Here is a 22,946-nt window from a genome sequence, read left to right as displayed (position 1 = left end):
CATGACCCCCCGCACCCCTTCCCGCGCAGGCGCACTCACCCGCGTCCCCGGCCTCCTCTACGGCGGGGACTGGAACCCCGAGCAGTGGTCCGAGGAGGTGTGGGCCGAGGACGTGAAGCTGATGGCCGAGGCCGGGGTCAACCTGGTCACCGTCGGGGTCTTCTCCTGGGCCCGGCTCCAACCCGCCGCCGACAGCTGGGACTTCGGCTGGCTGGACCGCCTCCTCGACCTCGTCCACCGCCACGGCATCGCCGTCGACCTGGCCACCGCCACCGCCTCGCCGCCCGCCTGGCTGGTCCGCGCCCACCCCGAGCTGCTGCCCGTCACCGCCGACGGCGTCCGGCTGGAGTTCGGCTCGCGCCAGCACTACTGCCCCTCCTCCGCCGTCTACCGGGCCGCCGCCGCCCGACTCACCCGGGCCCTCGCCGAGCGCTACCACGACCACCCCGCACTCGCCCTGTGGCACATCCACAACGAGTACGGCGACCACGTCCAGGAGTGCTTCTGCCCCGCGTCCGCCGCCGACTTCCGGCGCTGGCTGCGCGAGCGGCACGGCGACGTCGACGAACTCAACCGCTCCTGGGGAACGGCGTTCTGGTCGCAGCGCTACGGCTCGTTCGACGAGATCGAACCGCCGCGCGCCGCGCCGGGGCCGGTCAACCCGACCCAACTGCTGGACTGGCGCCGGTTCTGCTCCGACGCGCTGCTGGCCCTGCACCGCACCGAGAAGGCCGTCCTCGACGAGGTCTCACCGGGCGTGCCCGTCACCACCAACTTCATGTCGATGCTCAAGTCGCTGGACTACTGGGAGTGGAGCCGCCACGAGGACCTCGTCTCCGACGACGCCTACCCCGACCCGGCCGACCCCCGCACACACGTCAACGCGGCCATGAACTACGACCTGATGCGCTCCCTCAAGGGCGGCAAGCCGTGGCTGCTGATGGAACAGGCCCCCTCGGCCGTCAGCTGGCGCCCCGTCAACCTGCCCAAACGGCCCGGACTGTACCGGCTCTGGTCGCTCCAGGCGCTGGCCCGGGGCGCGGACGGCGTGCTGCACTTCCAGTGGCGCGCCTCCGTCGCCGGGGCCGAGAAGTTCCACAGCGCGATGCTCCCGCACCGCGGCACCTCCTCGCGCGGCTGGCGGGAGACCGTCCGGTTCGGGGCCGAGCTGCGTCGGCTCGGCGAGATCGCGGGCAGCCGGATCCGCGGGCGGGCGGCCGTCCTGCTCGACTGGGACAGCTGGTGGGCACTGGAGCTGGACGACCACCCCTCCGCGCGGATGCGCTGGCTCGACCTGCTCCGGCCCTGGTACGCGGCCCTCCACGACCGCGGCGTGACCGTCGACTTCGTGCCGCCCACCGGCGACCTCGACGGCTACCGGCTGCTGCTCGCCCCCAACCTGTACCTGCTCGACACCGCCACCGCCGACCGGCTCACCGCCTTCGTCCAAGCGGGCGGCCACCTGGTCTGCGGCCCGTTCAGCGGCATCAGCGACCGGCACGACCACCTCCACCCCGGCGGCCACCCCGGGCCGCTGCGGCCGCTGTTCGGCCTCGTCGTGGACGAGCACTGGCCGATCCCCGACGGTGCCGCCACCACCGTCCGGCTCGACGACGGCGGGCCGGAGCTGCGCGCCGAGCACTGGAGCGAATGGATCGACACCGAGGGCGCCGAGACCGTCGCCCGCTACGCCTCCGGCGAGCTGGCCGGCCTGCCCGCCGTCACCCGGCACCGCCACGGCACCGGCAGCGCCTGGTACCTCGGCTGCCACCTCGGCGCGGACGTCGGCCGGGTGCTCGACCTGCCGCTCGCCGAAGCCGGGGTGGGCGCCGAACTGCCCGGCCTGCCGGCCGGCGTCGAGGCCACCCGCCGCCGCGCCGCCGACGGCACCGACTACCTGTTCCTGCTCAACCACGGCCCCGCCGTATGCCGGGTGGCGCTGGACCGGCCCGGCACCGACCTGCTCACCGGGGCCGACACCGGCCGGGGCCTCACCCTCGCGCCGCTCGGCGCCGCCGTCGTCCGCGTCCCCGCCGCGGGCCCCGACCCGGCCTCCCCACCTCCGTCTCAGTCCACGCCCCCGTCCACGCCCGCCGAGGAGCGCACATGACGCCGTTGTCCCGCCGCCGACTCCTGGCCGCCACCGCCGCCACCGCCGCCACCGCCGCCACCGGCACCGCCCTCGCCGTGGCCGGCGGCGTCGCACCGGCCGCCCACGCCGACGACCGGCAGGCCGACTTAGCCGATCCGTCCGACCGCTACGCCGACGTCCTCGACCTGCACGGCACCCCCGCGCAGGCCTACCCCGGCGACGCCACCGGCAACAACCCGATCAACGTCTTCGCCGACCTCGGCGCCTGGCACGCCTACGCCCTGCCGCGCCCGCAGGACCCGCTCGGCGGCTTCACCGGCCCCCTCCACCTCGCCCAGGAATACCCGTGGTGGCTCAGCGACGGCCTCAACCGCCTCCAACTGACCGAGCAGGGAAAGGTCCTGGACCTCGCCGCCGGCGGCGCCCCCCGGCTCACCTCGCTGCCCGGACTGCTGCGCCAGTCCTACGACCTCGGCGGCCGCCTGGCGCTCACCCTGGAACTGCGCTTCGCCGGCAACCGCACCGCCCTGGTCAGGGCCCGGCTGGCCAACGGCGGCCCGGCCGAGCGGACCCTCCAGGTCGCCTGGACCGGGACCCTGCTGCGCCCGGCCACCGGCCCCCAGCACGACGCCCCCGCCCTGGTCGCCGCCGAACGCGGCATCGCCGTCCGGTTCGCCCGGGTACGGCAGACCTGGGACTACCTGACCGACGGCACCGAGCGCTTCGAAGTCCGCCACGCGGCGCCGGTGCGCACCACCGTCAGCGGCGATGGCCACCGCACCGAACTGGCCGGGGCCGTCCGGCTGGCCCCGGGCGCGGCCCGCACCCTGGACTGGGCCGAGAGCTACACCTTCACCGACGCCGAGCACTCCCGCGCCGTCGCCGAGGCGGACGCCGCGCTGCGCGCCCCCGACCGGGTCGCCGCGGCGGGTGCCGCCCGCTGGGCCGGGTACGTCGCCCGGGCGACCGAGGGCGTCCCCGCCGCGCGCCGCCGGACGGCCGTCAAGTGCGTGCAGACCCTGGTCACCAACTGGCGCAGCCCGGCCGGGCGGATCCGGCACGACGCCGTCACGCCCACGCTCTCGTACAAGTGGTTCAGCGGGGTCTGGGCCTGGGACACCTGGAAGCAGGCCGCCGGCACCGCCGTCTTCGCCCCCGAGCTGGCCGCCGACCAGATCCGGGCGATGTTCGACCACCAGATCCGCCCCGACTCCGCCGACCGCCCGCAGGACGCCGGGATGATCCCGGACTGCGTCTTCTACAACGACCCGAGCACCGGCGGCGGCAACTGGAACGAGCGCAACTCCAAGCCCCCGCTGGCCTCCTGGGCCGTCTGGGAGGTCTACCGGCGCGGCGGCGACCGGGCGTTCCTGCGCGAGCTGCTGCCCAAACTGACCGCCTACCAGGACTGGTGGTACCGCACCCGGGACCACGACGGCGAAGGCCTGTGCGAGTACGGCGCCACCGTCGACCCGGGCAACGCCGCCCCGGCGGACTGCCTGGCGGCGGCGGCCTGGGAGTCCGGCATGGACAACGCGCCGCGCTTCGACGCCGCCCTCGGCGCCGCCGTCGTCGCCAACCGCAGCGCGCAGGGGGCCCTGCTGGGCTGGTCGCTCACCCAGCGCTCCGTCGACCTCAACGCCTACCTGGCCGCCGACCACCGGGCCCTGGCCGCCATCGCCGCCGAACTCGGCGACCGCACCGCCGCCCAGCGGCTGCGCGGACGGGCCGAGGCGATCGACCGGGCCGTGCGCGACACCATGTTCGACCCGGCCACGGGCTGGTTCCACGACACCGACCTGGCCACCGGCGCCCGCCTCACCGCGCGCGGGCGCGGCATCGAGGGCGCGATCCCGCTCTGGTCCGGCACCGCCTCGCCCGCCCAGGCCCGTGCGGTCCGCGGGCTCCTGCTCGACCCGGCCGAGTTCGGCACCGCGCTGCCGTTCCCGACCGTCGCCCGCAGCTCGCCCTCCTTCGACCCCGCCGGGTACTGGCGCGGGCTGGCCTGGATCGACCAGACCTACTTCGCCATCGAAGGCCTGCGCCGGTACGGCTGGAACCAGGACGCCCGCCGGGCGACGGACCGGCTCCTGGCCACAGCAGCCGGGCTCGGCGGCGACGGTCCGCTGCGGGAGAACTACGACCCGCTGACGGGGGAGGGGCGGAACTCGACCAACTTCAGCTGGTCCGCCGCCCTGCTCCTGCTGCTGCTCCGCGCCTGACCGATTTGGCCCCGGCCTGCCACGTCCTGGCATGATCGGGGCATGGTCGAACGAGTCATTGCAGCGTGTGACGGAGCAGCCAAGGGCAACCCCGGTCCGGCGGCCTGGGCCTACGTGGTGGCGGACGCCGCCGGGGCGCCCCAGCGCTGGCAGGCCGGTCCGCTCGGGCACAGCACCAACAACGTGGGCGAGCTGACGGCGCTGGAGCAGCTGCTGGCGTCGACGGACCCGGCCGTCCCGCTGGAGGTCCGGCTCGACAGCACGTACACCCGCGACGCGGTGACCAAGTGGCTGGTCGGCTGGAAGCGCAACGGCTGGAAGACCGCCGCTGGCAAGCCCGTCGCCAACCGCGAGCTGATCCAGCACATCGACGAGCTGCTGACCGGGCGGGACGTCACCTTCGTGTACGTCCCCGCCCACCAGGTGAACGGCGACCCGCTGAACGCCATCGCCGACAAGGCCGCCAGCGACGCCGCCCGCCAGCAGCAGGCCGCGGGCGGAACCGCCGCCGACCTCCCCGAGCCGGACCCGGCCCGGACCACCCCGGCGCGGGCCGCCCGCCCGGCCTCCTTGTCGGCGGGTTCGTCGGCCGGCTCGTCGGCCGGCTCGTCCACGGCGAAGAAGCGCTCCTCGGGCGGTTCGCGGACCCTGGCCGCCCGCTTCCCCGGCACCTGCCCCTGCACCCGCTCCTACGCCAAGGGCGACACCATCACCAAGGTGGGCAGCAGCTGGGGACACCCGGAGTGCGTGGGCGCCCACGCGTAGGTCCGGTCCGACGCCGGGCGGGCCGACACCGGCCCGCCCGGGTCGCACTCACCCCCGAGGTGGAGCCGGGTGGATCCGGGTGGAGCCGGGTGGAGAAGCACTCCGGCGAATTCTCCACCCCCGCGCCGAGGCTGACGACACCTCAGCAGTCCTAGCGTCGGACGTATGACCCGACCTACCGGCCGTACCACGGCCCGCGCCGGCGGCGCGCTGCTCACCGCCGGCCTCCTGCTCGCCGCACCACTCGCACCGACCGCCGTCGCGGCCCCGGCGGCCCAGCTCTCCTGGGGGCCCTGCCCCGCGCCGACCCCGAACGCCAACGGGGTGCCGTTCCCCCGCGACCCGCGCCAGCAGTGTGCGACCCTGCGGGTGCCGCGGGACTACCAGCACCCGGACGCCGGCACGATCACCCTCACCGTCTCCCGGCTGCGCACCGCCGACCCCGCCCACCGGCGCGGCACCCTGGCCGTGGTGCCGGGCGGGCCGGGCGGCTCCGGACTCGACTACCCGGGCGAGATGGCGAAGCTGCTGCCGGCGGACGTCCTGCGCTCCTACGACCTGATCGGCTTCGACGAGCGGGGGGTGGGCAACAGCACCCCGGTCCACTGCGACCTGTCCGCCGCCGACCGGGACGCCCAGCTCAACTACCCCTTCCCCGGCCCCGACGGCTCGATCACCGCCAACCTCGACCAGGCCCAGCGGGTGGCCGACGGCTGCGCGGCCGCGAGCGGCGGCTACCTGGCCGACGTGACCACGGCCAACTCGGCCCGCGACCTGGACCGGATCCGGGCCGCCCTGCGCCTGCCCCGGATCTCCTACCTGGGTAGCTCGTACGGCACCTACCTCGGCCAGGTCTACGCCACCCTCTTCCCCTCGCACACCGACCGCGTGGTGCTGGACAGCACGGTGCCGCCGGGCGGGCTGGAGCAGGGGTTCAGGCTGTTCAGCGAGGGCTTCGCCGACTCCTTCCCGGCCCTGGCCCGCTTCGTCGCCGCCCAGGACGCCACCCTGCACCTCGGCGCCACCCCCGAGGCGGTCCGGGCGAGCTACCTGCGGCTGGCCGGCGAGGTCGACCGCGACCCGCTGCCGCTGTCGGGCGGCCGGCTGCTCACCGGCGGCGGCCTGCGCAGCGTCGTCTACGCCTCGCTGGTCAAGCCGAGCTACTACCCCCTCGGCGCGCGGGTCCTGCAACTGGCCGAGGAGCGCGACACGACTCCGGCCCAGGCCCAGGCCCCGGTTACGGTTACGGCTCCGATGCCGGCGGGCGCGGGCACCGGCGGTTCGGGCGGCAACCCGCTGCCGCAGGTCATCCCCGACAACTTCCTCGCGGCCCAGTTCGCGGTGATCTGCGGCGACTCGGCCTGGCCCCGCGACCCGGCCGCCTACGCCGCCCGCACTGCCGCCGACCGGGCCCGCTACCCGCTCACCAACGGCATGAGCGGCAACGTCTGGCCGTGCGCCTTCTGGCACTACGGCCCGAAGGAGCCGCCGGTCCGGGCTGACCCGGACGGCCCGCGTAACATCCTGATGCTGCAGAACCGGTACGACCCCGACACCACCTACAACGGCGCCCGGCAGACCCAGCGCGCCTTCGGGCACCGGGCGGCGATGGTCACCTTCGACACGACCGCGCACGGTGTGGACTTCACCGACCCCCGGGTGCTCGCGCCGTTCACCGCCTTCCTGCTCGGCGGCCGGCTCCCGAGTTGAGCAGACGGCGGGTCGGGCCCCGACCCGGGCCCCGACCGGCCGTCCGTACGTCCGCTCAGGGCTGGGCGAGCCCGCTGCGGGCACCGTTCTCGGCCCGGACCGTGAGGGCGGCCGGCACGGACAGGCGTTCCTGGTGGTCCGGCGGGTAGAACTGCCGGGCCCAGTGCCGCAGGGCGCCGATCGGCCCGTCGCCCGGGGCGAGCCGGGGCGGCGACAGGTACTTCTTGGTGGACCAGATCGGGAAGTCGGCCGCCGTGAACTCGCAGCTCCGCTTGAACATCGGACCCGCCAGCAGGCTCGACAGCGACCGGCTGACCGCCCTGCCGAGCACGGGCGGCAGCCGGGACGGCTCGTCGAAGGAGAACCGGCTCGCCTGCCGGAACTGCATCCGGCCGGGCGCGACCATGGTGGCCATCACCAGCGAGCACATCTTCAGACCGAGGGCCGGGGTGTGCACGTCGGTGTGCAGGCAGGCGAGGCCGTAACCGTCGACCTCGATCTCGACCTGGCGCCGGCCCAGCAGCGGGAAGTCCTCCTGTACCCGCATCGAGACGTGGAAGCGCGTGCCGTCCCAGTCGATCGGGGCCGCCAACTCGCCGCTGGGCCAGCCGTGCAGGGTGACGAAGTGGCCCAGGTCCACCGCGTTCTCCATGACGTCCTGGGCGTAGCCGGCCATCTCCCAGGCGGCGTGCCGGGGCGGCTGGTGCCCGAGCGTGTGCCACGCCGGGATCTCCCAGTCCGGCTGCCGGCCGTCGTGGTGGCGCCAGACGAAGACGGCGTCGTTCACCTCGCGCACAGGGAGCTGCGCCAGCGAGGCCTTCGGCGGCGCGGAGTCGTACCCGGTCCGCACGCACCGGCCGTCCGGGTCGAAGGCGAAGCGGTGGAAGGGGCAGACCAGGTCGTCGCCCTCCACCTCGGCGAGGCCGAGGTGGGCCCCCAGGTGCGGGCAGTAGGGGCGGATCGCGCGGATCCGCCCGCTCCGCAGCCGGTACAGCACGACGTCCTCCCCGGCCAGCCGGCGGGTGAGCACCGTGCCGGGCTTGAGTTCGTCGGCGAAGCCGACCGAGGCCCACCCGTCCGGGTACGGCAGGCCCGGCGGCAGCGCGACATCGCCCGCGGTCGGGCCCTCGCTGATGGGCTGGACGTGCTTTAAGGACTCGTGCATGAACTCTCCTCCTGGCCTGCCCGGCTCCGATCTCGGCAGCTCAAGCCGGCCCTCCCGGGCAATTCGCCTCCGAACGGAACGCCCCGCATGCTAACCGCAGATCGATGGGGCTCGCACGAACAACATGGCTGACGCCAAAGAAGTCTGATGATTCATCAGAAAATCTCCGATGCGGCCTTCGACGGCCGGATGGCTGAGCGATTCCCGGGCGGGCCGATCCACCGCAACGCCGCGCAGCCGGCCCGGCTGCGCCACCGCCCTGGACTTCGGGACGGTGACAAACGCATTGAAGGGTAGGCGAGTTGACACGGATCCCGGTCATCGGCGGCGGCATCGCCGGGCCGGCGGTGTCCGCCGAGGAGGCCGCCGCGACGACCCCGGCCGGGTGCCGCGGAAGTCCTAGCGGTCCGCCGCTTCGACAGCGCTCAGCGGGGCCGCCAGGTCCTCCAGGCTGCGCCGTTCCGCCCGCACGCCGATCGCGGCCTCGACCAGCCCCGCGGCCGTCATCAGCGCCGCCCCGATGCAGAACGCGAGCGTGGTGTCGGAGACCTTCCCGCTGCTCACCAGGCCGTTGAAGAGCAGCGGGCCGCTGATGCCGCCGACCGCCGTGCCGACGGCGTAGAAGAAGGCGATGCACATCGCCCTGGTCTCCAGCGGGAAGATCTCGCTGACCGTCAGGTAGGCCGCACTCGCCCCCGCCGAGGCCAGGAACAGCACGGCCGTCCAGCAGGCCGTCATGCCGGCCGCGCTCAGCGCGCCCTGCTGGAACAGTGCGGCGGTGCCGAACAGCAGCACGCCGGAGCCGATGTACGTGCCGGCGATCATCGGCACCCGCCCGACCGAGTCGAAGAGGTGGCCCAGCAGCAGCGGGCCGAGGAAGTTGCCGACCGCGATGACCGCGAAGTAGTAGCCGGTGTCGCCCTCCGGCACGTCGAAGTAGAGGGTCAGGATGACGGCGTAGCCGAAGGTCACGGCGTTGTACAGGAACGCCTGCCCGATGAAGAGCGAGAGGCCGAGCACCGTGCGGCGCGGGTAGCGGCGGATCACGGTGCGGGCGATCGTGACGAAGCCGAGCGGGCCGCGCTCGCGGATCAGGATCGGCCGGTCGGTGACGGCCGGCAGTGGTCGGCCGGTCTCCCGCTCCACGATCCGCTCGGCCTCGGCCACCACCTCCTCGGCCTCCGGCGCCCGCCCGTGGGTGAACAGCCAGCGCGGGCTCTCCGGGACGTGCCGGCGGACCAGCAGGATCACCAGGCCCAGCACGACACCGATCCCGAAGGCGAGCCGCCAGCCCACGTCGGTGGCGAACAGCGCGGTGTTCAGCAGCGCGACGGAGGCGAAGGCGCCGAGCGCGGCGCCGATCCAGAAGCTGCCGTTGATGATCAGGTCGATCCGGCCGCGCACCCGGGCCGGGATCAGCTCGTCGATCGCCGAGTTGATCGCCGCGTACTCGCCGCCGATGCCGAACCCGGTGAAGAAGCGGCAGAGGAAGAAGAACCAGGCCGTCCAGGACAGCGAGGTCACGGCGGTCGCCGCCAGGTAGACGGCGAGCGTCACCATGAACAGCTTCTTGCGCCCGAGCCGGTCGGTCAGCCAGCCGAAGAACAGCGCGCCGGCGCAGGCGCCCGCCACGTACACGGCGGCCGCGATCGTCGTCACCTGCGTCGTCGAGATGGCGATGCCGCTGCCGGGCTGCGCGAGCCTGGCCGCCATGTTGCCGACGATCGTCACCTCAAGGCCGTCCAGGATCCAGACGGTGCCCAGGCCGATCACGATCCGCCAGTGCCAGCGGGACCACGGAAGCCGGTCCAGCCGGGCCGGCACGTTGGTCTCGATGACCCCGGTTCCGGCGGACCCGGACCCGGACCCGGCCCCGGGGGCCGTACCGCCGTGCGGGTTCCGCGCGGATGACTTCGCCGGATCGGCCATGCGGGGCTCCTTCGCTCGCCGTATCGAGACGCCCCGTCTGCCCGCTTTCCGCAGGATCGAACGCGGGCGCCCTCTTCGCTACGCTCGGTGAGCTTAGGCGCTCCCTCCGTCATCATCCCCCGAGGACGGAGGCGCCGCCCGGGGAGGCGTTCCTCCTGGCGGGCGGCGGCGGGCGGGTCCGGCTGTGGAAGGCGGCGTCCGGGCTACTGCTCGACGTACTTGCGCAGTACCTGCTGGTAGTCCGCGAACTCGGGCTCGGTGTGCAGCTTGGAGACGTCCTTCTTCAGGTAGACCATGCTGGGGCAGCTGGGTTTGGCGCTGCCCAGCAGCTGTTCGGTGCCGACCTTCTTCCCCGTCCTGGCCTCGTACACGGTCACCTCGTACTTGCCGCGGTAGAGCTTGAGGGTGTCCGAGGTGAACTTGCAGTCGGTGAGGAACTCGCCCTCGTCGGGTGAGTCCAGGCAGGCGATCAGCTGGACGCGGTACGGGTCCAGGCGGGTCGCGCTCCAGTAGTCCGGCGAGCCGGCGGTGGGGGAGGCGGGGTGCGAGGAGCCGGACTCGCTGAGGGTGAACATCGCGACCGGGTGCGGCCCGGCGCCGGTGTGCTCGGCGGTCTTGGGGAAGTACTTGCGCGCGATGTTCGACGCGCAGCCGGCGTCGAGGTCGGAGAGCCGGCTGAGTGCCTTGTCGCTCGCCTTCGGCTCGAAGATCACCCAGTAGACGCCGTACCCGAGGACTCCGACCATCGCCAGCGCGACCACCCGTGCGGCGATCGTCCGTCCCTTGCGCTGGCCGGGTGTCAACTGCCGTGCGGCGCCGGTGGCGGCGCGCTTCCTGGTCGCCACGGCGTAGGCGATGAAGAGGATCGGGGACGCCGCCACGACGGCGAACAGCACACCGATCGGGGCGTTTCCACCGTTGAACGCGATCATCGAGAAGACCACCGAGATCGCGGCGAGCAGGACTATCAGCTTGGCCATGAACATGCCCTCCCACAGGTCGACAGCAGCCGCGAGACTACCGCTGGCGGGGCGGGGCGCGGGCGCCCGCACCCGGTCCGGACGCGCCCCCGGGGCCCGCCGCCGTCGCCGCCCCGGTGTTCCGACGGAATTCCACCCGCATTTCCGCACCATCGGTGATTTTCTTCCCGCCCTTTTCCGGAGCCCATGCGAAGTCGATTTCCGGGGGTGGTGGAGCCGGGGTCGAGAGGTACTGGAAAGGGCTTTCCGGCGAGGGTGCGGTGTGTTGTGGTGGGGTGGTGGAGGAGCCGGGCCGCACCCCCGTGGCGGCCCGGCCCGGGCGGACAGCCGCTGGTGGGCGGCGTAGACGCTCGCGCATGGATGTGAGTGCGGTGGCTATGGTTCGCCGACTCGGGGTGGATTTGAATGGTGCCATGACGACGAACCGACCGGGCTCGCAGAGCGGTAGGGGCCCGCGGATCGCGTCGGACCTCCCGGGCGCCGCCGGCGCCTTCGGGGGGTCGGTTCCGTCAGTTTCCTCCGTCTCTCCGAATGAGGTGCTCGTGATGACTCGTCAGGGTGTTGTGGATCTTCCGGTCGGTGCTGGTGTGGTGCTGGTGGTGGGTGGGACGGGTAAGACCGGTCGGCGGGTGGCGGAGCGGTTGTCGGGGTTGGGGTACGGGGTGCGGGTGGGGTCGCGGTCGGGGGCGGTGGCGTTCGACTGGCATGACGAGGGGACGTGGGAGGCGGCGCTGGAGGGGGTGAGTGCGGCGTATCTGACGTACTACCCGGATCTGGCGTTTCCGGGGGCGGTGGAGGCGGTGGGGGCGTTCGCGCGGTTGGCGGCGCGGCGTGGTGTGGGGCGTCTGGTGCTGCTGTCGGGGCGTGGTGAGGAGGCGGCGGAGGCGGGGGAGAAGGCGGTGATGGAGTCGGGGGCCGCGTGGACGGTGGTGCGGTGCGCGTGGTTCAACCAGAACTTCAGTGAGAGTTTCTTCCTGGATCCGGTGCTGGCGGGGGAGTTGGCGTTGCCGGTGGGGGGTGCGGTGGAGCCGTTCGTGGATGCGGAGGACATCGCGGAGGTGGCGGTGGCGGCGTTGACGCGGGCGGGGCATGCGGGGGAGGTGTACGAGTTGACGGGGCCGCGGTTGCTGTCGTTCGCGGAGGTGGCGGTGGAGTTGTCGCGGGCGACGGGTCGTGAGGTGCGGTTCGAGGCGGTGTCGGAGGCGGCGTACCGGGGGGTGTTGGAGGATGCGGGGCTGCCGGGGGACTTCGCGGAGCTGTTCTCGGTGATCCTGGACGGTCGTAACGCCTCGCTGGGGGACGGGGTGCGGCGGGCGTTGGGGCGTGAGCCGCGGGACTTCGCCGACTTCGCCCGCGAGGCCGCCGCCTCGGGCGTGTGGAACGTGTGAGCCGGCTCGCCGGCGGCGGCCCGAACAGGCCGCCACCGGGCGGGCGTTGGTCGTGTATCCGGACATAACAGTGGAGGTTTGGCCATGTCGGACGGCAAGCAGGTCTGGTCGAGTGAGCAGGGTGTGGGCGCGCTGCCCGGGCACATCCGGGGCTTCGGGCTGATGCACGTGGCGATGCGCCGGGACGCCGCGCGGCTGAGCGCGGCCGCCGCCCGGGGTTCGTCGGCGGGCGGCTGGGGGCCCTCGGCGGCCCTGGCGGACTGGTTCGGCCGACTGCGGGCCGTCATCGACTGGCACCACCACAGCGAGGACGAGATCCTCTGGCCCTTCCTGCGCGAGCGGCTGGCCGGCTTCGACGGCGGCGGCATCCTGGAACAGGACCACGAAGCGCTCGACCGGACGATGCGCCGGGTGGCGGAGGTGCTGTCCGCCCGTCGGGTCGCCGAACTGCCCGAGGCCGCAGCGGGGTTCGAGAACCTGATCCGCGAGCACCTGGGGCACGAGGAGCCGGTGGTGTTCCCGGCTCTCGCGGGCCTGCCGGTGGACGAGTACCTGCGGGTGGAGCGGCGGATCATCCAGAGCGCGCCGGGGCAGGTCATGACGTACCTGCAGCCGTGGATGTTCGACGGCGCGGACGCGGCGTCCGTGCGGGCCGTGTCGGCCACCATCCCGGGCCCGGTGCGGCTGATCGGCCGTACGGTGCTGGAGCGCCGGTACCGGCGCACCCTGAACCCGGTGCTGTGACCGTCGGCCCCTTCCCAACTCCTCCCGGCACCCTCCGGTGCCGCAAGTGCCCTGGCGCGTAGTGGGGTTCCGGTTGTCGCGGTTCCGTTGCGGGTGGCGCCGCACGGTGGGTGGTGTCGTTCGTTCCGCTGTTCGCCGGCGCCGCGTCCTGCGGGGCCGGGAGAGTGAAAAGGGGTCCTGTGATGCGTTCGGATCAGAGGTCGGCACCGGTGTCGTACGCCGTCCCGTCGGCCATCGGCGGTGTGCGGCCGGGGAGTTCACCGCACGGCGGAACCGCCGGGCAGGGCCGCGCCGCCGGGCCCGTCCTGGCGGGCGCCACCATCGCGATGGGCCTGATGGCGGGCCTGTTCTTCGCCTTCGACGTGTCCGTGATGCCCGGCCTCGCGGCCGGGGACGACCGGACGTACGTGACGGCGATGCAGCACATCAACTCGTCGATCGAGAACGGGATGTTCGGCCTGGTCTTCGTCGGCGCCTTCGCCGCCACCGGCGTGGCGGCCTGGCTCCAGCACAAGGCCGGCCGGCGCCAGGCGGCGCTGTGGGCGGCCGGGGCGACGGTGCTTTACGTGGTGGCGCTGATGGTCACGATGGGCGTCAACATCCCGCTCAACAACGAGCTGGCGGCGGCCGGAGACCCGTCCCAGATCCACGACTTCGCGGGCGCGCGCGCCAAGTTCGAGGGCAGCTGGGTCGCTGCCAACATGCTCCGCACGCTGCTCTGCACGGCAGGTCTGGCGGCCCTGAGCCGCTCGCTGGTCCTGCACGGCCGGTTCAGCCGCCTGGGCCGCTGAGCGGCCCGGCCGCGCGCCGCAGGGCTGCGCGGCCGCAGGGATGCCCGTCCGCCTCGTGCGGGCGGGCCTTCGTGCGTTCCGGGTGCGGCGGGCCCGGTGGCGGGCCCGGTGGTGGGCCTGGTGGTGGGGCGCCCGAGTGCGCCGGGGCGTGCGCCGGTGCGCCGGGCCAGTGCTGTCGGTCAAGTCGCCTGGGGCGTCCTGGACTTGGCGATCCGGGGGCTATGGGTGGAGCATGGGCGGGCCCGGTCGTTGCGGCGCGCTTGCGCCGCTGCCGGGCCGTACGGTGGTCGGCGTGTCCGGTGAGCTGGAGAGGGGGCGGGGTCTGTGGTGGCGGTGGTACGTCCGTACCTGATCCGGGGGAGAGCGGTTCCCCTGGCCAGATATCTGGCGGAGGAGGACATCGAGGGTCTGGTGGCGTGTTCGTGCATCGGGAACGAGGTCACGATCGACCTCGTGGACACCCGGATCCTGGTGACCCTGGCGGACGTGGCCGGGGCGGTGCGACTGAACTTCGACATGGTCCAGGACGGTCCGGCCAAGGCGCGTTCCTGGTCCCGGCGCCTGCCGGGCGACGCGGGGCCGGGCGAACTCGCGGCGCGGATAGCCGTGGACGTGCGGACGCTGGCCCGTGAACTGGCCCCGCTGCGGCGCAACCCCCCGCGCAGGCCGGGAGAGAGCGGGCGGTAGGCACGGCGACGGCCCCGGGCCCGGCAGCGTGATGCTGCCGGGCCCGGGGCCGTCGCCGTGCCGGCCGGCGCGCCGCGTCGACGCGCGTTAGAACGTCACCAGCCAGGACAGGCTGCCGGTCAGGTGCTCGCGCAGCGCCGGGTCGGTCACCGCCGGGGTGGGGTCGGTGGCGACGGCCGTGAGCAGGTGCGGCCGGGAGCGGGGGCCGCCCGGGTGGAGGGCGGCGAGGTCGGGGGCGGTGCGCCCGCGCTGCCCGGGCAGCTCGCGTCCGTCCAGGAACCAGCGCAGCCGGGTGCCCGGGACGGGCAGGTCGACGGTGAGGCGGCTGGCGGAGGTGAGCTGGGTGTCGGTGGAGACGGGACTCGTCAGCGGGGTGGCGTGGCGGTAGAAGCCGGCGATCATCGCCTCCCGTCCGGGCAGGTTGAACTCCCGCCCGAGCGAGCGCATGATCGAGTTCTCGGTCGGCCGGTACAGCCCCGTCGGGTAGTAGCCGCCGCCCTCGTACGCGCCGACCGTCCCGCCGTCGGGGGACGTCCGGCCGAGCCAGCGGGACCACTTGGTGCCCTGGGCGCGCATCCGGTCGGCGGTCAGCGTACTGATGTTGGCCTCGGCCGGCTCCGCGCCCTGGTAGGTGCCCTGGCCGTCGTACGCGTACTCGTCGGCGAGCTTGCCCAGCGAGTGCCCGGTCTCGTGCACCGCGATCTGCCCGGACTTCGCGTTGCCGCCCGCCACGGTGGCGATGCCCTCGTAGCCGAGCGAGGACTTCACGTCGTTGTAGCCCGCGCCGCCGTACTTGGTGCTGTTGGCCACCACGATCACCAGGTCCGCCTGCGGGGCCTTGGCCGCGTAGCGCTCGACCGCCTTCTCGTCCACGCAGAGCAGCCGCTCCACCCCGTCGCACCAGAAGTACGAGCCCAGCGCGGTGTGCCGGACGGTCGTCTGGTCCGGATCCCCGGAGACGCCCGACTCGGGCGAAACGGCCGACACCGCCCAGACGTTGAACAGGTTGCGGTAGGTGGCGTACGGCTCGACGGCGGTGATCTCGCGCCACTTCTCGGCCGCGTCGCTGCGGAACTTCTCCTGTTCCTGCGCCGCGTAGCCGTCCCCGATGACCACCACGTCGAGCTTGGCGGCCGGATCGCCGTTGCGCACCAGCGCGGTGACGTCGCCGTCGTCCTGCATCGGGGCCACGCCCTGGATGCGGGGGCTGGCCGTGTACGGGGAGCCGCCGGGGACGAGGGCCCGGGATATGCCGCCGTCCTCGCCGAACACCTCGACCGGGTGCCGACCGTCCGTCGGAGCGGCTGTGGGGGCGGCGCCCGTCGTGGTTCCGGGCGGGGCTGCGGGTGCGGCGAGCGCGGGGGCGCCGCCGAGGAGGGCCGCGGCCAGGGCGGCGGTGAGGAGGGTTGCGGCGGTTCTGGTCCTGCGGCTCCTGGTACTGCTGGGCATGGGTGGCCTCCCCGGTGGTGGCGTGAGCGGGAGGTGGCAGCCTATTTCCCACGTTGAGAACCTGACAACTGTTTCCCACGTTGGGAACCTGACAACCTGTGAGGGGCATTCCGGATCCGCTCCGGGCCGCTACTCCACGGACATCCCGCTGATGACGGAGACCGCGAGCAGCCAGGCCAGGACGGCCAGGGTCACGGTCACGGGCAGCGGCCAGTCCATCAGGAGGAGCATGGCGGCACCCACCAGCGTGGTGACCGCCACGGGGACGGACATCCCGGCCGGGATCCACCAGGAGCGCACGTTCGGCCCGAGCAGGCCGCCCGCGATCAGGGCCGTGCCCGCGCCGACCAGCAGCGCCAGCTTCAGGACGGCCAGCCACAGGGTGTGCGGATTGCGGGCCCGGTGCCCCTGGTAGTCGACCTCGACCACCTGGCCCCTCCAGACCGTCAGGTTCACGACCGTGCCGGTCCGCACGTCGTCGTAGAACGCCTCCCCGACGTCGTAGGCGCCGGTCGGAGCCTTCTCGCGGGCCACGGTCAGGGTGTACGAGGTCGAGTCGCCGTCCCGCTCCGCCGCCCTCTTCGTCACCCGCCCGCTCTCCCGCAGCGTGCAGTCCACCCCGGGCCCGATCGCCGGGGCGCCGCAGACCGGGGCGCCGCGATACGCCCACCCCTCGTGGTACGCGGCGACGAACCGTGCGAACCCGAGGCCGACCGCGGACAGGCCGAGCAGCAGGAGCAGGGCCTGCACCACGACCCGCAGCGTCAGCGCGGTGGCCCGCCCGCGCGGCCGGGCGTCCTGCGGGCCCGGCGGCTTGCCGAACAGAGCCATCGGACTCCCCCTCGTCTGGACATCGGTCGCCATGCGGGCCGACGCCCCGGCACGCCGTGGGCGGCTCCGGGGGCGGCACGGACTTGGATGATGCCAGGGGCAGGGGTAGGGCGGGAGGAACCCGGCACCGCTGTAACGGACTTGTGCCATGCCGGGGGTGCGGGCGGTGCGTCGGTGCCCGCGTGTTTTCGGTCGTTTCCGGGCGCGGGCGGACCACCTCGGCCGCCCCATCGGCGGTGCCCCGTCGCAGGAATTCGCGATCGACGGGCCAAGAGGCCTGACCAGGCCGGGGTGGACGCATTTTCCGCCGTCATATGCTCGCGGATCCGACCGCTCCCTAAAGTCACCGCAGACAGGGCGCCGGGCTGCTCTGCGAGTTGCCGCCCGGCGCCCCCACGCGCACCACCGACCCCGAGGACGGACAGCTGTGAACAACCGGACCAGGAACAGGATCGCGGGCGGCCTCGCGGCGTTCGCCACAGCCACGGCGCTGGGCCTCGCCGCGGCCCCGGCAGCACAGGCGCAGACCGCCTCCCCGGACGCGCTGCAGAGCATCAACTGCAGCACCGGCACGTTCGGGAGCGACGGCACCCAGCAGTACTTCAACATCTCCTGCTCGGGCACCGGAACCACCAAGTGGTGGGTCAACGTGAGCTGTTCCGACGGCTCCACCCGCACCGTGGGCCCGTACACCACCTTCCTGAACGTGCGCGTCTACTGCCCGCCGAACACCACCGCCCTGAGCGGCTGGGTGAGCTACACCCCCTGAACCCGGTGGCGCCGGCGGCCCGGCACACCCCCCGTGGGTGTGCCGGGCCGCTCCGGCTCCCGGCGCCGACCCCGACCCCGACCCTGGCCCCGACCTCGCCCGGTCTGGTTCGCGGTCACACGTCCCAGGTGACCGGGAGGCTCTTCACCCCGTAGATGTCCGCAGTCTCCGGCCGCAGGCCGACCTCCTCCGCCGGTACGGCCAGGCGCAGCGTGGGGAAGCGCTTGACCAGGGCGGTGATCGCGACGCTCAGCTCGACGCGGGCCAGCTGCTGCCCCAGGCACTGGTGGACGCCGTGGCCGAAGGCCAGGTGCCCGCCGTACTGCCGCCGGAAGTCGAGCACGTGGGGATCGGCGAAGCGCTCGGGGTCACGGTTGGCGGTGTTGTACGACAGGATGACCGTCGTGCCGGCCTTGATGGTCTGGCCGCCCACCTCGACGTCCTCCAGCGCCGTCCTCATGAACGACTTGGCGACGCTCAGGTACCGCAGCAGTTCCTCGACGGCCCGGCCGGTGAGCGTGGGATCGGCGCGCAGGTCGGCCAGCTGCGCCGGGTTCTGCAGCAGCGCGAAGGTGCCCAGCGCCAGCATGTTCGCGGTGGTGTCGAGCCCGGCCGCCAACAGGATCAGGCTGACGCCCCTCAGCTCCTCATCGGTGAGGTCGCTGTCCATGAGGTCGCTGAGCACGTCGTCGGTGGGGTTCGCGCGCTTGGCGGCCACCAGCTCCGCGAGGTACTGCTGGGTCGCCGTGTAGGCCGCGATCAGCTCCTCGTCGCTCGTCTCCCCGTTCACGAACGAGTCGATCTGCTCCTGGAAGGAGCCGCGGTCCTCGTACGGCACCCCCAGCAGCTCGCAGATCACGATGGCGGGGATGGGCTTGGCGAACGCGGTCACCAGGTCCGCCGACGGCCCGGCCGCCTCCATGGCGTCCAGGCACTCGGCGGTGATCTGCTCGATGCGCTCGGCGAGCAGCCGCATCCGCCGCACGGTGAACTTGCCCACCAGCGGCTTCCGGTAGCGCCCGTGCTGAGGGTCGTCCATGAGGAGGAACTCGCCGGGCGGCGCCGGAGGAATCTCGAAGTCGCCCACGTTGATGAGCTCCTTGCGCGAGCTGAACCGCGGGTCGGCCAGGACCGACCTGACCAGCTCGTACCCGGTGATCAGCCAGCCGGCCGCCCCGCCGGGGTGGGTGTAGCGGCTGATCGGGCCGTGCCGTCGGGCGTCGGTCAGCTCGGCCGGCGGGTCGAAGGGGCAGCCGGGCGGGCGCGCCGTCGGCAGCGTCGTGACGGTGTGGACGGATTCACCCATGACCGTTCCTCATCTCGCGGAAATGTGTCTTCGGGACTATTCGAAAGCTACGTTGCATTGAGCATGGTCGCAATCAGTCGAATGAGTATTCCCAGGTGAACAGCGGTAAATTGATGCAATGACACTGAAGTCGAATGCAATGCCGCATTGCAATGAATGAATGCGAAGGCAATACTGGCGGCATGCCAGGAGGACGACTGACCCAGCAGGACCGCCAGCGCATCGCGGCCGGACTCGCCGACGGGCTCTCCTATGCCGAGATCGCCAGACAGCTCGACCGGCCGACCTCGACGATCAGCCGGGAGATCGGACGCAACGGCGGCCCCAGCGGCTACCGGCCCGAACAGGCGCACCGGGCGACGGTCCAGCGCGCGCGGCGCGGCACCCCGGCACCGCCACCCGCGGACGGGCCCTCGGGCAGCCCGACGGGAGAGGAGATCATCGACATGGCGGTCAGGACGGGGCTGCCGAGGATGACGGCGCGCGTGCACGTCGACCTGCTGCTGTCCGAGGACGGCAGGCGCACCGCGGCCGAGCTGACCCGCAGGCTGAACGTCAGTGCGGCCTCCGTCTCCGTGGCCGTGAACTACCTGGTCCAGCACGGGTACGTCCGGCGCGAACGCGACCCGCAGCGGCGTCGCGACATCTACGTGGTCGACGACGAGGCCTGGTACCACTCGATCATGATCGGCTCGCGGGAGACGCTCGGGACGGCGCAGATCGCGATGACGGCCGCGGCGGAGTTCGGGCCCGACAGCCCCGTGGGGCAGCGGCTCGCCAGGGGCGGGACGTTCCTGGAGCGCGTCATCCAGGACATGGTGGAGTCCGCCGACCGCTGGCGGCACCTCCTGACGTGACCTCGTGGCGTTGCGTCAACTCGCCTTCCCCGCAGGCCAGGTGCCCGTCCGGACCGGTGAGGGGAGTGCCGGCCCGGCCGGTTCGGCGCCGGGGTAGATTCCCGGGCATGACGACCACCGACCCGCTGAGCCCGGTCTCCCGTACGGCCCTGTCCGTCGCGCTGGTGCGCGCCTACGAGAGCTCCCGCCCCGAACCGCTGTTCACCGACCCCTACGCCGCCGCCTTCGTCACCGCCTCCGGCATGTCGATGCCCACCTCGGGACCGGCGAGCGGCCTCGCCAAAGGCCTGGTGGTCCACGGCATCCTGCGCACCCGCTTCTACGACGACCGTCTGCTCGCCGCCGGCGCGGACCAGGTCGTCCTGCTCGCAGCAGGCCTGGACGCCCGCGCCTACCGGCTCGACTGGCCGTCCGGCACCCGCCTCTTCGAACTCGACCTCGCGCCCGTCCTGACCTTCAAACAGCACGTCCTGGACGAACTCGGCGCCGACCCGGCCGGCGAACGCACCACGCTGCCCGGCGACCTGCTGGACTCGGACTGGCCGCGCCGCCTCGTCGAAGCCGGCTTCGACCCGGAGCGGCCCACCGCCTGGCTGGCCGAAGGACTGCTGGTCTACCTCACCGCCGACCAGGCGGCCGGCCTGCTCACCGCCGTCGGCACCCTCTCCGCGCCGGGCAGCCGACTGCTGCTCGAAAAGGGCCGGGACGTGACCAGCACCCCGCAGGACCCGACCCTCGCCCACATCACCGACCTGTGGCAGGGCGGCCTCGGCCCCCAGACCCACGAGTGGCTTGACGCCCACGGCTGGACCACCCGGCTCACCCTGCTCGACGAGGTCGCCGTCGCGTACGGCCGCCCCTTCCCGCCCGGCTCGGGCCCGAGCACCACGGGGTTCATCGAAGCGGTGCGCACGGCCGACAACGGCTCGGCGGGCCCCGCCCGTTGAGGGCGAGCGCCCGGGCGGGGCAGGTCCATGGGCCGGGGCTCCCTGTCCTGTCCCTCGGATCGTCCCGCTGACCGGAGCCGTCAGCTGTCGCCTCGCCCCCTCGCCCCCGTGTCGGCCTCGCTCCGACGCCGCACGTGGGGGCGGGGCCTGTAGGCCCTGCGGCGGCCGGTTCGCGGTTCGGTGGTGCTTCGGTGCTGCGCGCTCAACCGGTCGTCGTCCCGTGCGGGATGGTGAGGGTCGTGAGGAGGATGGCACCGGTGGTGGTCCAGCGGCCGTGGCAGCGACCGGGCAGGTGGGGGTGGTGGGCGGTGAAGGTGCGGTCGGGGTGGAGGCGCACGGAGATGCCGGCCAGACCGGTCCAGCGTCGGGTGAGCGGGTAGCAGGCCTTATAGGTGGCCTCCTTGGCGCTGAAGAGCAGTCTGTCCCAAGGGACTTGGCCGTGAGGTAGCCGGTCGAGCCGGTGACGTTCGTCCTCGGAAGCGGTGAGGGCGAGGACCCCGTCGGGGAGCGGTAGAGCAGGCTCGGCGTCGATGCCGAGCGAGACGACATCGGCCGTGTGCGCCGCAGCGCAAGCGGTGTAACCGTCGCAGTGGGTGATGCTCCCGACGGTCCCCGACGGCCACTCGGGAGCCCCGCCCGGCCCCGGGAGGAGCGGGACCGGCGGGTGGCCGAGCTGGGCGAGAGCACGACGGGCGAGCGTACGGGCGGCGGTGAACTGCCGCTGCCTGCGGGGCGATCGGCCACTGATGTGGGCGCGCTCCGCAGGAAGGAGCGCGCCCTGGGGCGGCGGCCCGAAGGCCTCGGTGCAGTGGACAGTTGGCGGCAGGAGCCTGCCCAGCTCGGTGGTGAGGGTGGTGGTGGTCACCGCTGCGAAGTGAGTGTGAGTTGGTGGATCTGGCGGGCGAGTTGGTGAGGGGCTTCGAGCGGGAGGATGTGGCCGGCGTCGGAGAGGGTGTCGACGGTGGTGTTGGGGAGGTGGGTCTGGAGGGTGCGGATGTGGGTCTGGCCGACAGAGGTGTCGTGGGTGCCGCGGAGGATCGTGGTGGGGGTGGTGATGTGGCGGAGGTGGGGGGTGTGGTCCATGGTGCTGGTGGAGGCGAAGGTGGTGAGACGGGTGTGGGGGTCGGTGTTGGCGAAGAGGCGCCGGTTGGTCTCCTGGGTGTGAGCGGGGGCGTTGGGGTGGAGGGTCTTCTTGAGGAGCTGGCGGCCGAGGCGGGGGTTCCTGAGGGCGCGTTGGAAGGCCTTCGTCTTCATGATGCGGAGTTCGCCCGGAGGGGTCTGCTGGTCGTCGGCGGCGCTGGCGGCGAGGAGCAGGCCGACGAGGCGCTGGGGCGCGGTGCGGGGGGCGTCGGCGTAGAGCTGGGTGGCATAGGCGAGCGCGGCGTAACCGCCGCCTGAGTGGCCGGCGACGACGACGGGGCGGTGGGGGGCGAGGGCGTCCGCGACGGTGGCGAGGTCGTGCCCGAGTTGCTGGATGGTGAGGGCGTTGGAGCCAAGGGTGCTGGTGCCGTGGCCGCGCTGGTCGTAGGCGGCGACGGTGTGGCCCTGGGCGGCCAGCAGCCGGGCGGTGGCGTGCCAGACGGTGTGGGTGGCGCCCCAGCCGTGGGCGAGGACGATCAGGGGCGTGGTGGTGGCGGTGGTGTCGTGGGTGTCGATGTGGGCGGGGTGGTGGATGGCGACGGTGAGGCGGGCGCCGTCGGGAGTGGTGGTGGCGAGGTCGGTGATGGTGACGTCGGCGGTGGTGGTCACGAGGTGCTCCTGTCTGCGGCTGTGCCGTGTGTGAGTTGGTGGTTGAGGTTGGTGAGGGCGTTGTGGGTGGCTTTGGTGTGTTGGTTGGGGATGGTGTGTTTGGGGAGGAGGGTGGGCCATCCGTGGGGGGTGGTGGTGAAGGTGATGGTGAGTTTGGTGTGTTGGTTGTTGTGGGTGGGGGTGAGGGTGTAGGTGGTGGTGCCGGTGAAGTGGCCGGTGTGGGTGGTGGTGAGGGTGTGTGGGGGTGTGGTGTGGGTGGTGGTGGCGGTGGTGTGGATTTTGGGTCCGGGTTTGGTGTGGCCGTTGGGGTGGATGGTGATGTGGGTGGTGCCGCCGGGGTGTTCGGGGGTGGGGTTGCCGGGTTGGTGGGTGTTGTGGGGGGTCCACCAGGTGGTGGTGCCGTTGAGTTCGGCGATGAGGTGGTTCCAGACTTGTTGGGTGGGGGCGTGGATGATGGCTTCGTTGATGAGGTCGTAGGTGTGCATGGCGGGCCCTCCTGTTCTTTCCTGAATTCCTGAAGTCCTGAGTTCTTGCTTTCTGGCCTTTGGCCTGTGCCTGTGTCTGT

The 22,946-nt window shown here is 72.9% G+C and carries 20 protein-coding genes and 1 pseudogene; 12 read left to right on the top strand and 9 right to left on the bottom strand.

What is annotated here, in order from left to right; translation table 11 throughout:
- Nucleotide 1: 1 nt before the first annotated feature.
- The 4 genes from A6F73_RS00100 (at nt 2) to A6F73_RS00085 (ending at nt 6,789) form a co-directional block, all read left to right on the top strand.
- Nucleotides 2-2,110, top strand: coding sequence for a beta-galactosidase (locus A6F73_RS00100; RefSeq protein WP_063345838.1), 2,109 nt, complete (start codon nt 2-4; stop codon nt 2,108-2,110).
- Nucleotides 2,107-4,314, top strand: a complete 2,208-nt coding sequence (locus A6F73_RS00095) for a trehalase family glycosidase (protein ID WP_107452789.1) — start codon at nt 2,107-2,109, stop codon at nt 4,312-4,314. The genes A6F73_RS00100 and A6F73_RS00095 overlap by 4 nt, the downstream gene beginning before the upstream one ends.
- Nucleotides 4,315-4,356: 42 nt before the next feature.
- Nucleotides 4,357-5,079 (top strand): ribonuclease H, encoded by a 723-nt coding sequence (locus A6F73_RS00090; RefSeq protein WP_063345837.1) that lies wholly within the window; start codon nt 4,357-4,359, stop codon nt 5,077-5,079.
- A 165-nt stretch (nt 5,080-5,244) separates the two neighbouring features.
- The gene (locus A6F73_RS00085) at nt 5,245-6,789 is read left to right on the top strand and encodes an alpha/beta fold hydrolase (protein WP_063345836.1); all 1,545 of its coding nucleotides are present in this window, start codon (nt 5,245-5,247) and stop codon (nt 6,787-6,789) included.
- A gap of 55 nt (nt 6,790-6,844) precedes the next feature.
- Here the strand turns inward: A6F73_RS00085 and A6F73_RS00080 are convergent, their stop codons facing one another.
- From A6F73_RS00080 to A6F73_RS00070, 3 genes are all read right to left on the bottom strand, one after another.
- Entirely contained in the window at nt 6,845-7,954 is a 1,110-nt protein-coding gene (locus A6F73_RS00080; RefSeq protein ID WP_063345835.1) for a Rieske 2Fe-2S domain-containing protein, read from the bottom strand.
- Nucleotides 7,955-8,353: 399 nt separating this feature from the next.
- Nucleotides 8,354-9,883, bottom strand: coding sequence for an MFS transporter (locus tag A6F73_RS00075; RefSeq protein WP_079135301.1), 1,530 nt, complete (start codon nt 9,881-9,883; stop codon nt 8,354-8,356).
- A 203-nt stretch (nt 9,884-10,086) separates the two neighbouring features.
- On the bottom strand, nt 10,087-10,863 hold the full coding sequence (locus A6F73_RS00070) for a hypothetical protein (RefSeq protein ID WP_063350803.1): 777 nt from the start codon (nt 10,861-10,863) through the stop codon (nt 10,087-10,089).
- A 545-nt stretch (nt 10,864-11,408) separates the two neighbouring features.
- Between A6F73_RS00070 and A6F73_RS00065 the strand changes: the two genes are divergently transcribed.
- From A6F73_RS00065 to A6F73_RS00050, 4 genes are all read left to right on the top strand, one after another.
- Nucleotides 11,409-12,251 carry an NmrA family transcriptional regulator gene (locus tag A6F73_RS00065; protein WP_208869138.1) on the top strand — a complete coding sequence of 281 codons (843 nt, stop codon included), beginning with the start codon at nt 11,409-11,411 and terminating at the stop codon, nt 12,249-12,251.
- Nucleotides 12,252-12,335: 84 nt separating this feature from the next.
- Complete coding sequence (locus A6F73_RS00060) at nt 12,336-12,995, top strand: hemerythrin domain-containing protein (RefSeq protein WP_063345834.1); 660 nt, start codon at nt 12,336-12,338, stop codon at nt 12,993-12,995.
- A gap of 182 nt (nt 12,996-13,177) precedes the next feature.
- Nucleotides 13,178-13,786 carry a DUF1772 domain-containing protein gene (locus A6F73_RS00055; RefSeq protein ID WP_079135300.1) on the top strand — a complete coding sequence of 203 codons (609 nt, stop codon included), beginning with the start codon at nt 13,178-13,180 and terminating at the stop codon, nt 13,784-13,786.
- A gap of 453 nt (nt 13,787-14,239) precedes the next feature.
- Entirely contained in the window at nt 14,240-14,473 is a 234-nt protein-coding gene (locus tag A6F73_RS00050; RefSeq protein WP_159398300.1) for a hypothetical protein, read from the top strand.
- Nucleotides 14,474-14,560: 87 nt separating this feature from the next.
- On the opposite strand, the gene A6F73_RS00045 is transcribed toward A6F73_RS00050, so the two are convergent.
- Nucleotides 14,561-15,922, bottom strand: a complete 1,362-nt coding sequence (locus tag A6F73_RS00045) for a M64 family metallopeptidase (protein ID WP_063345832.1) — start codon at nt 15,920-15,922, stop codon at nt 14,561-14,563.
- 129 nt (nt 15,923-16,051) lie between these two features.
- Nucleotides 16,052-16,753, bottom strand: a complete 702-nt coding sequence (locus A6F73_RS00040) for a hypothetical protein (RefSeq protein ID WP_063345831.1) — start codon at nt 16,751-16,753, stop codon at nt 16,052-16,054.
- A 427-nt stretch (nt 16,754-17,180) separates the two neighbouring features.
- On the opposite strand from A6F73_RS00040, the gene A6F73_RS00035 reads away from it, so the two are divergent.
- The gene (locus A6F73_RS00035; RefSeq protein WP_063345830.1) at nt 17,181-17,522 is read left to right on the top strand and encodes a hypothetical protein; all 342 of its coding nucleotides are present in this window, start codon (nt 17,181-17,183) and stop codon (nt 17,520-17,522) included.
- A gap of 115 nt (nt 17,523-17,637) precedes the next feature.
- Here A6F73_RS00035 and A6F73_RS00030 read toward each other — a convergent pair whose 3' ends face one another.
- Nucleotides 17,638-18,828: a cytochrome P450 gene (locus A6F73_RS00030; protein ID WP_063345829.1), complete on the bottom strand. Its 1,191-nt coding sequence runs from the start codon at nt 18,826-18,828 to the stop codon at nt 17,638-17,640.
- 134 nt (nt 18,829-18,962) lie between these two features.
- Between A6F73_RS00030 and A6F73_RS43835 the strand changes: the two are divergent.
- From A6F73_RS43835 to A6F73_RS00020, 3 genes and pseudogenes are all read left to right on the top strand, one after another.
- Nucleotides 18,963-19,208: pseudogene (locus A6F73_RS43835) on the top strand (helix-turn-helix domain-containing protein); the annotation flags it as partial.
- Nucleotides 19,209-19,274: 66 nt separating this feature from the next.
- On the top strand, nt 19,275-19,685 hold the full coding sequence (locus A6F73_RS42725; protein ID WP_347878559.1) for a MarR family transcriptional regulator: 411 nt from the start codon (nt 19,275-19,277) through the stop codon (nt 19,683-19,685).
- A 107-nt stretch (nt 19,686-19,792) separates the two neighbouring features.
- Nucleotides 19,793-20,632 (top strand): SAM-dependent methyltransferase, encoded by an 840-nt coding sequence (locus A6F73_RS00020; protein WP_063345827.1) that lies wholly within the window; start codon nt 19,793-19,795, stop codon nt 20,630-20,632.
- Between the two features lie 202 nt (nt 20,633-20,834).
- Here A6F73_RS00020 and A6F73_RS00015 read toward each other — a convergent pair whose 3' ends face one another.
- The 3 genes from A6F73_RS00015 to A6F73_RS00005 are packed head-to-tail and all read right to left on the bottom strand — an operon-like array spanning nt 20,835 to nt 22,866.
- Nucleotides 20,835-21,497, bottom strand: a complete 663-nt coding sequence (locus A6F73_RS00015) for a 4'-phosphopantetheinyl transferase superfamily protein (protein WP_244293231.1) — start codon at nt 21,495-21,497, stop codon at nt 20,835-20,837.
- A complete protein-coding gene (locus A6F73_RS00010) occupies nt 21,494-22,381 on the bottom strand; it encodes an alpha/beta hydrolase (protein ID WP_063345826.1) in 888 nt (295 codons plus the stop codon). The genes A6F73_RS00015 and A6F73_RS00010 overlap by 4 nt, the downstream gene beginning before the upstream one ends.
- A complete protein-coding gene (locus A6F73_RS00005) occupies nt 22,378-22,866 on the bottom strand; it encodes an SRPBCC family protein (RefSeq protein WP_063345825.1) in 489 nt (162 codons plus the stop codon). The genes A6F73_RS00010 and A6F73_RS00005 overlap by 4 nt, the downstream gene beginning before the upstream one ends.
- Between the last annotated feature and the right edge of the window lie 80 nt (nt 22,867-22,946).

This window comes from Streptomyces sp. MJM8645 (genome assembly GCF_001625365.1).
In the GTDB taxonomy this organism is placed as follows: domain Bacteria; phylum Actinomycetota; class Actinomycetes; order Streptomycetales; family Streptomycetaceae; genus Kitasatospora.
This window is presented reverse-complemented; position numbering and strand designations above follow the sequence as displayed.

Coding starts and splice junctions, on each gene's coding strand:
- A6F73_RS00060 (WP_063345834.1), top strand. CDS start 12,336: ATGTCGGACGGCAAGCAGGTCTGGTCGAGTGAGCAGGGTGTGGGCGCG.
- A6F73_RS42725 (WP_347878559.1), top strand. CDS start 19,275: ATGGCGGTCAGGACGGGGCTGCCGAGGATGACGGCGCGCGTGCACGTC.
- A6F73_RS00055 (WP_079135300.1), top strand. CDS start 13,178: ATGCGTTCGGATCAGAGGTCGGCACCGGTGTCGTACGCCGTCCCGTCG.
- A6F73_RS00005 (WP_063345825.1), bottom strand. CDS start 22,866: ATGCACACCTACGACCTCATCAACGAAGCCATCATCCACGCCCCCACC.
- A6F73_RS00100 (WP_063345838.1), top strand. CDS start 2: ATGACCCCCCGCACCCCTTCCCGCGCAGGCGCACTCACCCGCGTCCCC.
- A6F73_RS00020 (WP_063345827.1), top strand. CDS start 19,793: ATGACGACCACCGACCCGCTGAGCCCGGTCTCCCGTACGGCCCTGTCC.
- A6F73_RS00045 (WP_063345832.1), bottom strand. CDS start 15,922: ATGCCCAGCAGTACCAGGAGCCGCAGGACCAGAACCGCCGCAACCCTC.
- A6F73_RS00065 (WP_208869138.1), top strand. CDS start 11,409: ATGACTCGTCAGGGTGTTGTGGATCTTCCGGTCGGTGCTGGTGTGGTG.
- A6F73_RS00030 (WP_063345829.1), bottom strand. CDS start 18,828: ATGGGTGAATCCGTCCACACCGTCACGACGCTGCCGACGGCGCGCCCG.
- A6F73_RS00070 (WP_063350803.1), bottom strand. CDS start 10,863: ATGGCCAAGCTGATAGTCCTGCTCGCCGCGATCTCGGTGGTCTTCTCG.
- A6F73_RS00095 (WP_107452789.1), top strand. CDS start 2,107: ATGACGCCGTTGTCCCGCCGCCGACTCCTGGCCGCCACCGCCGCCACC.
- A6F73_RS00085 (WP_063345836.1), top strand. CDS start 5,245: ATGACCCGACCTACCGGCCGTACCACGGCCCGCGCCGGCGGCGCGCTG.
- A6F73_RS00080 (WP_063345835.1), bottom strand. CDS start 7,954: ATGCACGAGTCCTTAAAGCACGTCCAGCCCATCAGCGAGGGCCCGACC.
- A6F73_RS00090 (WP_063345837.1), top strand. CDS start 4,357: ATGGTCGAACGAGTCATTGCAGCGTGTGACGGAGCAGCCAAGGGCAAC.
- A6F73_RS00075 (WP_079135301.1), bottom strand. CDS start 9,883: ATGGCCGATCCGGCGAAGTCATCCGCGCGGAACCCGCACGGCGGTACG.
- A6F73_RS00040 (WP_063345831.1), bottom strand. CDS start 16,753: ATGGCTCTGTTCGGCAAGCCGCCGGGCCCGCAGGACGCCCGGCCGCGC.